Raw genomic sequence first — 14,769 nt, 5'->3', positions numbered from 1 at the left:
AAGACCTCAGCTGACTGGCCATATTTCGTCATCACCGACGACAAAAATCCTGCAGGCGTCATCCTTCTCCACCGCAAAGCCGCCGGTAAACGCGCCAAACGCCGGCAGCAGACTCAAACGTTCGCCCAGCCGGAAACACGCCAGCCGTAAACGCTGCCGCCCCTTGCCATTGAGCCGATAGACCGGATGCACGTGCCCGGCCAGCACATGGCGTTCGGGATGCGGGTCGGGTTCGTGCTGCAAGGCAAACGGCCCGAGCAGCAGCGGCTCCGGCACTACCCGGATGTTCAACGACTGGGGCGGATCGCCGGCGCGTTTGTCGTGATTGCCACGAATCAGCGTCATCGGCAGATCCACGTGACGTGCGCGCCATTCGGCCAAGGCATTCAGGGTGCCCGCTGCATGCGAACCGGGGCCGTGCAGAAAGTCGCCGAGGAAAATCAGCTGCCGGCAGGGCAGTCTCGCCAGCAAGCGGTCGAGCACTTCGATGTTGGCCGCCGTGGTGCCCTGCGGCACTGGCTGGCCGAGGCTGCGGTAGGCCGCAGCCTTGCCGAAATGCACATCGGCGATCAGCAGCGCTTGCTGCGCCGGCCAGTACAGGGCCTTTTCCGGCAGCAACCAGAGTTCTTCACCGGCCAGGCGCACGGGATAAGCTGCGCTCATGAGGTTTTACCCTTGTCCGCGGATTTTTCCAGATCGCCGACCATGCGCCGGATACGGTCGGCGAGTTTTTCCGAACTCATGCTTTCGCGCATGCGCTCGACCAGTAATGGAAAGCCCAGCGGTGTAGGACGTTTAATCAGGTGCATGTCCAGTTTCATCCGGTTGATCCGCTCCAGTGTCTGTTCCAGACGACGAATATCCAGTTCTTCGCGTAGGACTTCTTCCCCGGCCTGAGCCAGCAGCAGGTTGTCGGCGTCGTATTGCTTGAACACTTCAAAGAACAACCCGCTGGAGGCCTGCACCTGACGGGTGCTTTTCGGCGCGCCGGGATAACCGGCGAACACCAGCCCGGCGATCCGCGCGATTTCACGGAAGCGCCGCAACGCCAGCTCCCCGGCATTGAGGCTGGCCAGCACGTCGCGCAACAGATGATCGGGGCTGAGCAGCGCCGCATCGAGTTGCCCGGACCAATCGACCGGCGTGGCGCTGAGCAATTCCAGCCCGTAATCATTCACTGCAATCGAAAACGTCAGCGGCTGGCGCTGACTCACGCGCCACGCCAACAGACTGGCGAGCCCCAGATGCACCTGACGCCCGGCAAACGGGTAGAGGAAAAGGTGCCAGCCCTCGCGGGATTTCAGCACTTCGGCCAACAGGCTGTCGGAGGTAGGCAGGCCCGACCAGCGCGCCTGGGTTTGCAGCAATGGTTGCAGCGCCTGCATTTCCGGGCCGGCGAACTCACCCCGTGCTGCCGCCGTGAAGCGGCTGACCACAGCGGCGGCCAGTTCGTTGGAAAGCGGCATTCGTCCACCATTCCAGCGCGGCACGGCGGCTTTTTTCGCGGTGCTGCGTTTGACGTACGCGGTCATGTTTTCGACGCGCACCAATTCCAGCAAACGCCCGGCGAACAGAAAGCCGTCACCCGGTTTCAGGCGCGCGATAAAGCCTTCCTCGACACTGCCCAACTGCTTGCCGCCACCACCCTTGCTCCAGAATTTCAGATGGATGCTCGCGTCGCTGACGATGGTGCCGATGCTCATGCGATGACGGCGCGCCAACCGCGCATCGGGGACACGCCAGACGCCGTGTTCGTCCGGTTCGACCCGGCGGTAATCCGGATAGGCTGTCAGAGAAAGCCCACCGTGACGTACGAAAGCCAGCGCCCAGGCCCAATCCGCCAGCGTCAGGTCACGATAGGCCCAGGCGCCACGCACTTCTTCGTACAGCTCTTGGGGAATGAAGCCACCGCCCAGCGCCATGCTGACCAAATGCTGCACCAGCACATCCAGCGGTTTGTGCGGCGACAGGCGTGGCTCGATGTGTCGTTGCTCCACCGCGTCACCTGCGGCGGCGGCTTCGATCAGTTCCAGGCTGTGGGTCGGCACCAGCGTCACTCGCGAGGTGCGCCCCGGCGCATGACCGGAGCGCCCGGCGCGTTGCATCAGTCGCGCCACGCCTTTGGCCGAGCCGATCTGCAGCACCCGTTCCACCGGTAAAAAGTCCACGCCCAGATCCAGGCTCGAGGTGCAGACCACGGCTTTCAGCTTGCCGTCCTTCAACGCTTGCTCGACCCAGTCGCGGGTCTCGCGGGACAGTGAGCTGTGGTGCAGCGCGATCAACCCGGCCCAGTCCGGTCGCGCTTCGAGCAACGCCTGATACCAGATCTCCGACTGCGCGCGGGTGTTGGTGAACACCAGGCTGCTGGCGCAGGCGTCGAGTTCGGCAACAACCTGCGGCAGCATCTTCAGGCCGATGTGCCCGGCCCAGGGAAAACGCTCGATGGCGGGTGGGATCAAGGTGTCGACCGTGAGTGATTTTTCGCTCTGGCCTTGCACGCTGATGCCACCGCCCTGTGGGATCAGCACCTGTTCGGCGTGGGCTTGATTACCGAGGGTGGCGGACACGCCCCAGACGATCAGCTCGGGTTGCCAATGGCGCAGGCGGGCGAGGGCCAGTTGCAGCTGTACGCCGCGTTTGTTGCCGAGCAGCTCGTGCCATTCATCGACGACGATCATCCGCAGGCTCGATAAGGCAGTCTTGGCGTCGGCACGGGCGAGCAGCAGGGTCAGGCTTTCCGGGGTGGTGATCAGCGTGGTCGGCAGGCGCCGGCCCTGACGCGCGCGTTCGGCGCTGCTGGTGTCGCCGGTGCGCAGGCCGATGCTCCACGGGATCTGCAAATCGCTGACCGGCGCTTGCAACGCGCGGGCGGTGTCGGCCGCGAGGGCGCGCATCGGCGTGATCCACAGCACGGTCAGCGGTTCGCTCTGGGGTTTGCGTTTGCTGGTTGTGGCTGCGGGCGCGGCCAAACGGGCGAAGCGGTTGAGCGCAGCGAACCACACCGCATAGGTTTTACCGGCGCCGGTACTGGCGTGGAGCAGGCCTGACTGACCTTTTTTAACGGCGGCCCAGACGTTTTTCTGAAAGGCGAACGGCTTCCAGCCGCGTGCGCTGAACCAGAGTTTTGCGAAGTCGGGAGATGTCGCCATGCCTGCTGCACGCTCTGGAGGTGATACTCCAATGACCGCGCGGCAGGTCGACAAGTTTGATTTTCAGGCTGGCACGGTGTGCTTTTTTGTAGGAGTGAGCCTGCTCGCGATGGCGTCAGCACATTGAACATTGATGTGACTGCAACACCGCTATCGCGAGCAGGCTCACTCCCACAGGGGAACGGTGGATGGGGTTACTTGAGGTTACCGCTGAGGAACTGCTTCAGCCGTTCACTCTTCGGATTGCCCAACACATCTTCCGGCGCACCTTCTTCTTCCACCAGCCCTTGATGCAGAAACAGCACCTGACTCGATACCTTGCGTGCAAAGCTCATTTCGTGGGTGACCATGATCATCGTTCGGCCTTCCTCGGCCAGTCCCTGAATCACTCGCAGCACCTCACCCACCAGCTCCGGGTCGAGCGCCGAGGTCGGTTCGTCGAACAGCATCACTTCCGGTTCCATCGCCAGCGCCCGGGCAATCGCCACCCGCTGTTGCTGGCCGCCAGAGAGAAACGCCGGGTATTGATCGGCAACCCGTGCGGGCAGGCCGACCTTGTCCAGGTAACGGCGGGCGCGGTCTTCGGCTTCCTGCTTGCTGCAACCCAGCACCCGGCGCGGGGCCATGGTGATGTTTTCCAGCACGGTCATGTGGCTCCACAGGTTGAAATGCTGGAATACCATCGCCAGGCGCGTGCGCAGGCGTTGCAGTTCATTCGGGTCGGCGACGTGCATGCCGTGGCGGTCGGTGACCATGCGGATCGCCTGGCCATCGAGGCTCATGGCGCCATCGTTGGGTTGTTCGAGGAAGTTGATGCAGCGCAAAAAGGTGCTTTTGCCCGAGCCGCTGGCGCCGATCAGGCTGATCACGTCGCCGGTTTTGGCCTTGAGCGAAACGCCTTTGAGTACCTGATGGTCGCCGTAGCTTTTGTGCAGACCTTCAACAGTCAATTTGTACATGGGACAGACATCCTCAAGGCGAAAGTAGGTAGCCGCTGCGATAGGCTTCGGCGCCCGCCACGTGGGCGATGACCATCCCGGCAGTGGCCATGCGCCGCAGCGAGCGGGCGTACATCACGCCGGCAGCGGTACAGCAAATAGAGGTCACCCGATCAGTGATCGGGTCGATGATTTCGGCAATCTGTTGCCCGGCGTCGAGGTATTGCCCGGCCTGTGCGGTGTACACCAGCAGGCCGCCAACGGGCGTCACCACCGGTTCGACACCCGCCAGTGGCGTGGCGGCGAAGGGCAGCGGCGGCAACGCTGCCGGTTCGCCGACAATCGCGCCGAATTGCACCAGATAGTCGAGCAGTGCCTGGCAGTCTCGGCTGGCCATCGGATGATTGACGTCACCCTGGCCGCGCAATTCGACGGTCACCGAAAAGCTGCCCAGCGGAATCGCGAAGTGCTCGCCAAAGCGTTCCTGCAGTTGCCACCACAGCAGGGTGAAGCATTCGTCGAACGACTGGCCGCCGGAATCGGTGGCCAGCAGACTGGCCTGGGCTTCGATGTAACGCGCCAGCGGCTCGACCTGCGGCCACGCCTCGGGCGTGGTGTAGAGGTGAACCACCGATTCGAAATCGCAGTGCAGGTCCAGCACCATGTCGGCATCGCACGCCAGCCGTTGCAGGGTCAGGCGCTGGGATTGCAGTTGCGTGGCGGCGGTCTGGCGTGCGAGGGCGTTGCGCAGGCTGGTGCGGATCAACTCAAGGTTGCGCTGCGGGTCGTCGCCCAGCTTGCCCTCGATGTCGTTGCCGATTTCTTCGCTGAGGTCGACGAACCAGCGATTGAAATTCTGCCCGCTCTCCATTTCGTAACGGCCCAGCGGCACGTCCATCAGCACTTGTTCAAGGCCGACCGGGTTCGCTACCGGCACCAGCACGATCTGGCTACGCAGGCGCCCGGCGGCTTCCAGCTCCGCCAAGCGCTGCTTGAGATGCCAGGCGACGAGCATGCCGGGCATTTCATCGGCATGCAGCGAGGACTGGATGTAGATCTTGCCTTGGGCCTGCTCCGGGCCGAAGTGGAAGCTGTGGATCTGTCGTGCGGTCCCCGGCACCGGGGCCAACAGGTCATGGATCTGGTGTCGCATTACAGGTTTTCCTAGTGGGTCGGCCCGAGGAACGCCAGCCATCGGCGTTCGGCGAGGCGGAACAGGCCGACCAGCGCAAAGGTAATGGTCAGGTAGATCAGCGCGGCGATGCCGAACGACTGGAAGGTCAGGTAGGTCGCCGAGTTGGCGTCCCGCGCAACTTTCAGGATGTCGGGGATGGTCGCGGTGAAGGCCACGGTGGTCGAGTGCAGCATCAGGATCACTTCGTTGCTGTAATACGGCAACGAGCGACGCAGCGCCGACGGCATGATCACGTAGGCGTACAGCTTCCAGCCGGTCAGTCCGTAGGCCTTGGCCGCTTCGACTTCGCCATGGTTCATGCTGCGGATCGCTCCGGCGAAAATCTCCGTGGTGTAGGCGCAGGTGTTCAGGGCGAACGCGAGGATCGTGCAGTTCATCGCATCGCGAAAGAAACTGTCGAGCAACGGCTGTGCGCGCACGGCGGCCAGGCTGTAGATCCCGGTGTAGCAGATCAGCAACTGGATGTAGAGCGGCGTGCCACGGAACAGGTAGGTGTAGAACTGCACTGGCCAGCGCACATAGAAGTGCGAGGACACCCGGGCAATCGACAGCGGGATCGACACCAGAAAGCCAATGAAGATCGAGGCGCTGAGCAGCCACATCGTCATCGCCAGCCCGGTGATGTTGTTGCCGTCGGTATAAAGGAAGGGTTTCCAGTATTCCTGCAGTAGTTCGATCATCGTACGGCCTCCCGGGCACCGGCGGCGTAGCGACGCTCGAGCCAGCGCAGGATGACGTTCGAAGCACTGGTGATCAGCAGATAGATCAAGGCGGCGAGTACCAGGAAGTAGAACAGTTGATAGGTGCTTTTACCGGCGTCCTGCGCGGCTTTGACCAGATCCGCCAGACCGATGATCGACACCAGCGCGGTGGCCTTGAGCATCACCATCCAGTTGTTGCCGATGCCCGGCAAAGCGAAGCGCATCATTTGCGGGAACACCACGAAGCGAAAACGCTGGCCACGCTTGAGGCCGTAGGCGGTGGCCGCTTCGACCTGACCGCGCGGTACGGCGAGGATCGCCCCACGGAAGGTTTCGGTGAAATACGCGCCATAGATGAAGCCCAGGGTGATCACCCCAGCGGTGAAAGAGTCGATTTCGATGTAGTCCCACTCCATGACGTCGGTCAGGGCCGTCAGCCAGGTTTGCAGGCTGTAGAAGATCAACAGCATCAGCACCAGATCCGGCACCCCGCGAATCAGCGTGGTATAGAGCTGGGCAGGCAGGCGCAGCAGTTTCGATTTCGACAGTTTGGCACTGGCGCCCAGGAGGCCGAGCAACACGGCCACCAGCAGCGACAACGCCGACAATTTGATGGTCATCCAGGTGCCTTCCAACAGCAACGGGCCGAAACCCTTGAGGCTGAAGGCGGAGAGCCCCAGATTTTGTAAGAGGTTTTCGAACATAAATCAGCAACCTGAGCGGATGGAAAAGGCGCCCATCGAGTGATGGGCGCCAGGGCATTATTTACCGCTGTACAGATTCAGATCGCCAAAGTGTTTCTTTTGAATCTCGGCGTATTTGCCGTCATCGTGTAACGCTTTGATACCTTTATCTAAAAGCGCCTTCAGCTCTTTGTTACCTTTCTTAATACCGACAGCGGTTTTGGCTGGCAGCAATTCGCTGTCGACCGGCTTGCTGACTTCATAGTTGGCGCCATCCGGCGACTTCAAAAAGCCCAGTTCGGCTTGCAGCATGTCCTGGATCGAGGCGTCCAGACGGCCGTTTTTCAGGTCGGCGTAGACCTGATCCTGGTTGGCGTAAGCCTGGATTTTCACCCCGGCCTTCTCCAGCACAGCCTTGGCGTAGGCTTCCTGGATGGTGCCTTGCTCGTAACCGACCGACTTACCCTTGAGGGAAGCGACGTCATCGCTCAGGCCGGAACCCTTCTTGAACACGTAGGAAGTCGGGCCGGAGAACAGCTCGCTGGAGAAATCGATCGCCTTTTCACGGGCCGGGGTCACGGTCATCGACGAGATCACACCGTCGAATTTGTTGGCGTTGAGGCCCGGAATCATGCCGTCGAAGTCGCTTTCAACCCATTTGCACTTGACCTTCAGCTCGGCGCAGATCGCGTTGCCCAGGTCGATGTCGAAGCCCACCAGGCTGCCGTCGGCCGCTTTCGACTCGAACGGTGCGTAGGAAGGATCAACGCCAAAACGCAGCTCTTTGTATTCCTTGGCCAGCGCGGAGCCGGCAGCCATGCACAACGCCAGTGCAGAAAGGGTCAGCAATGCTTTTTTCATTATTCAATCCCTAAGAACCAATATGAGCGCTTGTGGCGCAGAATTATTGTTACTGCAACGCGTACGACCTATAGAAAGTAGCAATTTCCGAACCAGAGTCCCGAACAAGTGTTTTAAAAGGTTGGGGCAGGGGAAGGCGAGAGGGATTGGTGCACGGAAATGGGCGGCTGTTGAGCGCTGCACCAAGTTGGGTCGATGCACGTATTTTTAAGGGATGGAATGAGCCGTTGTGGCGAGGGAGCTTGCTCCCGCTGGAGGGCGAAGCTCTCCCCTGGATTTTTCAGAAAGACCGTCTTTTTGCGACTGCTGCGCAGTCGAGCGGGAGCAAGCTCCCTCGCCACAGGGCGTTCATCCAGTTAAATGTGATCGGTGTCCCCGGAAACCGGGTCAGGCCAGCAAATCCTGCAGCGTCGCCAGGCTGTCGGCCTCATCCACCGTCTTGTCCTGCCGCCAGCGCAGCATTCGCGGAAAGCGCACGGCGATCCCGCTCTTGTGCCGTCGCGACAGGGCGATGCCTTCGAACCCCAGTTCGAACACCAGACTCGGCTTGACGCTGCTGACCGGGCCGAATTTTTCCACGGTGGTCTTGCGCACGATGCTGTCGACCTGGCGCATTTCCTCGTCGGTCAGTCCCGAATAGGCCTTGGCGAACGGCACCAGCGCTCGTTGGCTGGATTCTGGCGGGCCGTCCCACACGGCGAAGGTGTAATCGCTGTACAGACTGGCGCGCCGGCCATGTCCGCGCTGGGCGTAGATCAACACCGCATCGACGCTGAACGGGTCAACTTTCCACTTCCACCACACGCCCATGTCCTTGGTCCGGCCCACGCCATACAGGGCGTCGCGGGCCTTGAGCATCATGCCCTCGACACCGAGGCGCCGTGAGGCTTCACGCTGGCGCGCGAGGTCGAACCAGTCGCTGCCGGTCAGAATCGGCGAGGGCAGTAACACCGGGTTGTTACCGTGGGCGATGACTTGTTCCAGTTGCGCCCGCCGTTCGGCCTGCGGACGGTTGCGCCAGTCCTCGCCCTGCCATTCCAGCAAGTCGTAGGCGAGCACCACCACCGGCACTTCTTCGAGGATTTTCTTGTCGAGGGTTTTGCGCCCGATGCGTTGCTGCAGCAGGGCGAACGGTTGCACCGCCGGCGGTGCGCTCGATTGCGGATCGAAGGCGTCTTCGGTGCTCGGATGAGTGCTTTTCCAGACCACGATTTCCCCGTCGATCACCGTGCCGTCGGGTAACGCGTGAACCAGTGTGTCGAACTCGGGAAAGCGCTCGGTCACCAGTTCTTCACCTCGCGACCAGACCCACAGCCGACCCTCGCGCTTGACCACCTGCGCGCGGATGCCATCCCACTTCCATTCCACCTGCCAGTGGCTCGCCGGCCCCAGCAGCCCTTCAAATTCCTCGACCGGTTGCGACAAGGCATGCGCGAGGAAGAACGGGTAGGGCTGGCCGCCACGCTGGGCGTGTTCGTCGGCGGATTCCGGCGCGATCAGTTTCAGGTAGCTGGCCGCGTTCGGCCGGTTCGACAGGTCGGTGTAACCCACCAGTCGTTGCGCCACGCGTTTGCTGTCGAGGCCGGCCATCGACGCCAGTGCGCGGGTGACCAGCAATTTCGACACGCCGACGCGGAAGCTGCCGGTGATCAGCTTGATGCACAGCATCAGGCTCGGCCGATCCAGTTGCGCCCACAGCGCGGGCAGTTGGCGGGCGAGGTATTCCGGGGTTTCACCGCGCAGCGGCAGCAGCTTGTCTTCGATCCATTCGGCGAGGCCCGCCGCGGAGCTGTGCGAATTCTCCGGTAGCACCAGGGAAATGGTTTCCGCCAGATCGCCGACGGACTGATAACTTTCCTCGAACAGCCACGGTTGCAGCCCCGAGACATCTACCGCCAGTTCGCGCAGGATGCGCACCGGCACCAGTTGCCGTGGGCGCCCGCCGGACAGAAAGTACACCGCCCACGCCGCGTCCTGCGGTGCAGCCTGGGCGAAGTAACTTTGCATCGCCGCCAGTTTGGCGTTGCTGGACGTGGTGGCGTCGAGTTCGGCGTACAACTCGGCGAAGGCTTTCATGCTTGCACCTCGGCGATGGCAGGTTCGGCGTCGATGTTTTCCTCTTCGTCGTCGCCGTACTCGGTGTTGAAACCCTGCGCGTCCAGGCCTTGTTCACGCAGATGGCGCACCAGCACGCCGATCGAACCGTGGGTCACCATCACGCGCTCGGCGCCGGTCTGTTCGATGGCCCAGAGTAGACCCGGCCAGTCGGCGTGATCCGACAGCACAAAGCCGCGATCCACCCCACGACGCCGGCGGGTGCCGCGCAGGCGCATCCAGCCGCTGGCGAAGGCATCGCTGAAATCACCGAAACGGCGCATCCAGGTGCTGCCACCGGCCGAGGGCGGGGCGATGACCAGCGCTTGACGCATGATCGGGTCGGACTTTTTGATGTCGCCAGCGTAGATCGTCGGCGGCAGATACACGCCGGCCTCGCGGTAGACCCGGTTCAGCGGCTCGACGGCGCCGTGACTGAGGATCGGGCCGAGGCTGGCGTCGATGCCGTGCAGGATCCGCTGGGCTTTGCCGAACGAATAACAGAGCAGCACGCTGGCCTTGCCCGCCGCGATGTTCGCCTGCCACCACTGATTGATCTCGCTGAACACCTGCGCCTGCGGTTGCCAGCGGTAGATCGGCAGGCCGAAGGTCGATTCGGTGATGAAGGTGTGGCAGCGCACCGGTTCGAACGGCGCGCAGGTGCCATCGGGTTCGATCTTGTAATCCCCCGACGCGACCCAGACTTCACCGCCGTATTCCAGACGTACCTGAGCCGAACCGAGCACATGCCCGGCGGGATGGAAACTCAAGGTCACCCCGTGGTGGGTCAACCGCTGGCCGTAGGCGAGGGTTTGCAGGTTGATGTCCTGACCCAGACGCGCACGCAAAATCCCTTCGCTGGCGCTGCTGGCAAGGTAGTGCTGATTGCCATTACGGGCGTGATCGCCGTGTGCATGAGTGATCACCGAGCGCTCGACCGGGCGCCACGGATCAATGTAGAAGTCCCCGGCAGGGCAATACAAACCTTCGGGGCGGGCGATAACAAGGTCCATGTCGTTACCAGAATGGAGGGCTTGTTAGCTATGAGGTGGGCGCGAGTCCGGAAGTTCTATCGATTATTTCCAGGTCGGCACAAAGCCCCTGTAGGAGTGAGCTTGCTCGCGATCACGGTGTGTCAGACGCTTCAATTTTGAAGGTCAGACCGCGATCGCGAGCAGGCTCACTCCTACAAAGGGATTGCGTTTATTTGCCCGGTGTGAGGGTCAAACGCGTTTTGCCATACACCCGGTCAAAGTTCTGCGGCTGCATCGGCAAGCCGATGTACTGACCCTTGAGCCACGCATCGATGCCGTTGAGGTAGTTCGGGCTCGCGGGGTTGCCGGACTGGCCGGTGCCGTTCTGGCCCATCAGCGGCTCGCTCTGGCTGAAGTCGACGATGAAACGCATCGACGGCGCCCGCGTGGTGTTGAAGTCCTTGCCCCAGGCAAACGCCGCGGTATTGAGCGTGGTGTGATCGCCGCCGGCTGCCAGCGGCCCGCGAACGGTCTGGCCGCTGGCGTTTTTCCACGTGTAGCCATGCAGTTTGCCCCACTGCCAGGCCTTGTGATCGCCACCCAACTGACTGTCGCCAGCGTTGATCGCGGCCGCCAGACTGCGCGCCAGAATCTGTGCCTTGTCTTCTTTTTGCGGTGTGCGGATGTCATCCCAGAACGGGCTGTCTTCACGCCCCAGCAGGTGATCGGCCTGCGCCGAATAGGACAAGTCGCCATTGGCGATAAAGGCTTTCCACGCCGGGCTGGACTCGGGGCCAAGTTCGTCGAGGAAGATCTGCTTCATGCTTTCTTGCAGAAACAACTCGTAGATCGCCGCATCCGCCGACGTCGGGCTGAGCTTGCCGTCGAACGCCATCAATCGGGTCAAGGCCTCGCGAGCCTTGCTGCGATCGGCTTCCGGCAGGGCGTCAATCGCCTGTTTCAGCGGCTGTTTCATGCCCGGCGCTTCGAACATTTTTTTCAGCTTGGCGGCAAACGTCGTGGTCTGGTCGTACTGCATGGCGATCACGCTGCGACCGTCCTGTTTGCCACTGCCGGCCAGTTCCGCCAGACGTTCGCCGCGCTCCGGCGCCGCCCAGGAGTTGGACAGTTGCATGCCGTAGCCATGGGGAATGACGCGCTGGTTGGCGGTGCCGAGCCAGCCCTGGGTCGGGTCCTGATCGTACGGGTGCAGCATCGGGTCGGCGTAACCGTCCCAGTCGTAGCGACCTTCCCAGCCCGGCGATGGCAGCAGGCCTTCGCCTTCACGACGGTTGGGGAAACGCCCGGTAACTTGCCAGCCGATGTTGCTGGCGTCGGCGAATACCATGTTCAGGGCGATGGCGCGGATCTCGCGACTGGCGTCCGAGGCGCGTTCAACGTTCTGTGCGCGGGTCAGGTCAAAAAACGCGTCCAGCGATTTGTCGTCGGTGAAGCTCGGTGTTTGCAGGGCCAGGCCAAAACCGTTGCCTTGTGCGGCCTGGGCACTGTTGAGCAGCGCGCCGTGGCGGGTTTCGTACACCGCTTCGCGAATCGGCCGCTGGCCTTTGACGAAATAGGTTTCGTTGCGCACGCCCAGCGGTTGCCACTTGCCGTTGACCTCATAGGTCAGGCTGTTGCCCTGACGGCGGATCTTTTCCAGGAACAGGTCCTGGTTGTCGCCGAGCACGCTGGTGGCGCTCCACGCGACTTTGCCGTTGAAACCGCCGAGGATCATCGGCAGACCGGCGACGGTGACACCGGCAGCCTGATATTTCGGCGCGCGGATCTGCACGAAGCTCCACAGCGACGGTGCCGCCAGTGGGCCATGGCTGTCGCTGGCCAGAATGCTCTTGCCGCTGCGGCTGCGCTGCGGGGCGATCGCCCAGTTGTTCGACGTGCTGGCGCCCAGCAGATTCATCGCTGCCAATTGCTGGCTGGCATTGCTCAGCTCGGTGAGACCGGGGATCTGCCCAGTGAGCTTGAGGCCTTGCAGTTTGTCGGCCTCGGCCAGTGGCAGATTTTCATCGGGTGCGGACGGGGTCAGCCAGGCAAGTTTGTCGCTGGTCACGGTTTGCGCCAGCACCAGGGATGAGATCTCTTCCGGCAGGTTGGCCGACTGGCTGAAGTTCAGCAGCGCGAAGATCAGCGCCGAATCTTCCGGTTTCCAGTATTCCGGCTTGTAGCCACTGGAGGCGAGGTCGCCCGGCAACTTGTCGGCGTAGCGGAACAGGTAGGCGTTGACGCCCCGCGCATACACTTCAAAGAAGCGCTGGAGCCGTGGCGACGAAGCCTTGTAAAGCTCGGCGGCGCTTTTCTTCAGGTTGACCGCACGCATGTAGCGGTCGGCATCGAGCATCGCCGGCCCGGACATTTCCGCCAGACGTCCCTGAGCCAGCAGGCGCAGGGTGACCATCTGGTTGATGCGGTCGCTGGCATGAACATAGCCGAGACTGAACAGTGCGTCGTGGAAACTGTTGCTCTCGATCAACGGCATGCCTTGGGCATTGCGTCGCACCGAAACGTTCTGCGCCAGGCCCTTGAGCGGTTGCACGCCGGAGGTGGGCGGGAGGGTGTCCTGAGCGTTCCAGGTCTGGCAACCGGACAGGCTCAAGACACCGGTCACTGCTGCGGCAACGCCGAACCGGGGAAGAAAATGTGTAAGGGCTGGCGAGGCCATGGCAAAGCTCCTGCGGGGGTGTAGAGGCTGGGGGCGCAATAAAGCCGCTACGTTAGTGAGCAGGAGGTGGCCGCGCAAGCGGGGGCAGGGGTTATTTGTGTATTTCTGTCGAATGGAAAAGATCGCAGCCTGCGGCAACGCCTGCATTGGATTGAGTACACCGTGCAGGAGCTGCCGAAGGCTGCGATCTTTTGCGCTTCAATCAGGCTTTCGGCGGGTTGATCTGCTGCACCAAGGCATACGCCTGCACCGTCGCCGGACGCTCCTTGATCCGGTTGAACCAGCGCAACACGTGCGGGAAGTCTTCAAGGTTCTGACTCTGCCACTTGTGCGAGACGATCCACGGGTAGATCGCCATGTCGGCGATGCTGTATTCGCTGCCGGCGACGAATTCGTGATCGGCCAGTTGCTTGTTCAACACGCCGTAGAGGCGCGCGGTTTCGTCGATGTAGCGTTTGATCGCGTAGGGAATTTTTTCCGCGGCGAACTGGCTGAAGTGATGATTCTGCCCGGCCATTGGCCCCAGGCCGCCCATCTGCCAGAACAACCATTGCAACGCGGTTTGCCGGCCGCGCAGGTCTTTGGGCAGGAATTTGCCGGTCTTCTCAGCCAGATACAGCAGGATCGCTCCGGACTCGAACAGCGACAGCGGCTCACCGCCATCGGCCGGTTCGTGGTCGACGATCGCCGGAATCCGATTGTTCGGCGCGATCTTCAGAAAGTGTGGCTGAAACTGCTCGCCCTGGCTGATGTTGATCGGATGCACCTTGTAAGGCAGGCCAGCCTCCTCGAGGAACAGCGAAATTTTGTGGCCGTTGGGGGTGGTCCAGTAATACAGATCGATCATTGCAAACTCCAGATCAACAATTGGCTTGGTTGCGTAGAGCAAACGCCGGCAGCAGGTGGTCCCGTGTGTTCGATAGCTTGCTTAATAAGTTCAGGTGATGCTGAACTGCGGAAAATTCAATGACCCCCGTGAGAAAAATCGCCATGGAGCTGAAGGCCAACGCGGCACTGATCATCATCGACCAGCAACAAGGCATTCTGGAGCCGCGCCTGGGGCGGCGGAATAATCCGCAGGCCGAAGAACGCATGCTCGACTTGCTGGGGGCATGGCGCAGCCGCGGGCGACCGGTGATTCATGTGCAGCATCTGTCGCATTCGCCGGATTCGGTGTTCTGGCCCGAACAACCGGGGGTGGAGTTTCAGCCACGGTTTGCGCCGCAGCAAGGCGAGTGGCTGATCCAGAAACGTGTGCCGGATGCGTTTTGTGCCACAGGGCTGGAAGCGCAGTTGCGTGAGGCGGGGATCGGGCAATTGATCATCGTTGGCGTGGCCACTAACAACTCGGTGGAATCCACAGCGCGCACGGCGGGCAATCTGGGGTTTGAGGCGTGGGTGGCGGAGGATGCGTGTTTCACCTTCGACAAGGCCGATTACTTCGGCACACCGCGCTCAGCCGAAGAGGTGCACGGGATGTCGCTGGGGAATTTGCAC

12 protein-coding genes are annotated in these 14,769 nt (G+C 61.9%); 1 reads left to right on the top strand and 11 read right to left on the bottom strand.

What is annotated here, in order from left to right:
- Positions 1 to 6 precede the first annotated feature (6 nt).
- The 11 genes from pdeM to LCH64_RS13310 all read right to left on the bottom strand — a co-directional run bounded on the left by pdeM (position 7) and on the right by LCH64_RS13310 (position 14,119).
- Positions 7 to 663 (bottom strand): ligase-associated DNA damage response endonuclease PdeM, encoded by a 657-nt coding sequence (gene pdeM / locus LCH64_RS13360; protein ID WP_226500492.1) that lies wholly within the window; start codon positions 661 to 663, stop codon positions 7 to 9.
- Positions 660 to 3,149: a ligase-associated DNA damage response DEXH box helicase gene (locus LCH64_RS13355; protein WP_226500491.1), complete on the bottom strand. Its 2,490-nt coding sequence runs from the start codon at positions 3,147 to 3,149 to the stop codon at positions 660 to 662. Before LCH64_RS13355 ends, pdeM begins: the two co-directional genes overlap by 4 nt.
- A gap of 194 nt (positions 3,150 to 3,343) precedes the next feature.
- Positions 3,344 to 4,108, bottom strand: coding sequence for an ATP-binding cassette domain-containing protein (locus tag LCH64_RS13350; protein ID WP_003222314.1), 765 nt, complete (start codon positions 4,106 to 4,108; stop codon positions 3,344 to 3,346).
- A 13-nt stretch (positions 4,109 to 4,121) separates the two neighbouring features.
- Positions 4,122 to 5,240 (bottom strand): succinylglutamate desuccinylase/aspartoacylase family protein, encoded by a 1,119-nt coding sequence (locus LCH64_RS13345; RefSeq protein WP_003222316.1) that lies wholly within the window; start codon positions 5,238 to 5,240, stop codon positions 4,122 to 4,124.
- 11 nt (positions 5,241 to 5,251) lie between these two features.
- Entirely contained in the window at positions 5,252 to 5,962 is a 711-nt protein-coding gene (locus LCH64_RS13340; protein WP_003222318.1) for an ABC transporter permease, read from the bottom strand.
- Positions 5,959 to 6,687, bottom strand: a complete 729-nt coding sequence (locus tag LCH64_RS13335; RefSeq protein ID WP_003222319.1) for an ABC transporter permease — start codon at positions 6,685 to 6,687, stop codon at positions 5,959 to 5,961. Before LCH64_RS13335 ends, LCH64_RS13340 begins: the two co-directional genes overlap by 4 nt.
- Before the next feature lie 57 nt (positions 6,688 to 6,744).
- Positions 6,745 to 7,527 carry a transporter substrate-binding domain-containing protein gene (locus tag LCH64_RS13330; RefSeq protein ID WP_003222321.1) on the bottom strand — a complete coding sequence of 261 codons (783 nt, stop codon included), beginning with the start codon at positions 7,525 to 7,527 and terminating at the stop codon, positions 6,745 to 6,747.
- 387 nt (positions 7,528 to 7,914) lie between these two features.
- Positions 7,915 to 9,603: an ATP-dependent DNA ligase gene (locus LCH64_RS13325; protein ID WP_226500490.1), complete on the bottom strand. Its 1,689-nt coding sequence runs from the start codon at positions 9,601 to 9,603 to the stop codon at positions 7,915 to 7,917.
- Positions 9,600 to 10,634, bottom strand: coding sequence for a ligase-associated DNA damage response exonuclease (locus LCH64_RS13320; RefSeq protein WP_003222325.1), 1,035 nt, complete (start codon positions 10,632 to 10,634; stop codon positions 9,600 to 9,602). The genes LCH64_RS13325 and LCH64_RS13320 overlap by 4 nt, the downstream gene beginning before the upstream one ends.
- A gap of 190 nt (positions 10,635 to 10,824) precedes the next feature.
- Positions 10,825 to 13,272: a penicillin acylase family protein gene (locus LCH64_RS13315; RefSeq protein ID WP_226500489.1), complete on the bottom strand. Its 2,448-nt coding sequence runs from the start codon at positions 13,270 to 13,272 to the stop codon at positions 10,825 to 10,827.
- 202 nt (positions 13,273 to 13,474) lie between these two features.
- Entirely contained in the window at positions 13,475 to 14,119 is a 645-nt protein-coding gene (locus LCH64_RS13310) for a glutathione binding-like protein (protein ID WP_003222330.1), read from the bottom strand.
- Positions 14,120 to 14,262: 143 nt separating this feature from the next.
- On the opposite strand from LCH64_RS13310, the gene LCH64_RS13305 reads away from it, so the two are divergent.
- Positions 14,263 to 14,769 (top strand): cysteine hydrolase family protein (locus LCH64_RS13305; RefSeq protein ID WP_226500660.1); only part of this gene is annotated, 507 nt, incomplete at its 3' end.

Origin of the sequence: Pseudomonas sp. MWU16-30322 (assembly GCF_020515535.1) — a bacterium.
In the GTDB taxonomy this organism is placed as follows: domain Bacteria; phylum Pseudomonadota; class Gammaproteobacteria; order Pseudomonadales; family Pseudomonadaceae; genus Aquipseudomonas; species Aquipseudomonas fluorescens_H.
The sequence above is the reverse complement of the archived record's forward strand: the minus strand, read 5'-3'. Positions and strand labels throughout refer to the sequence as shown.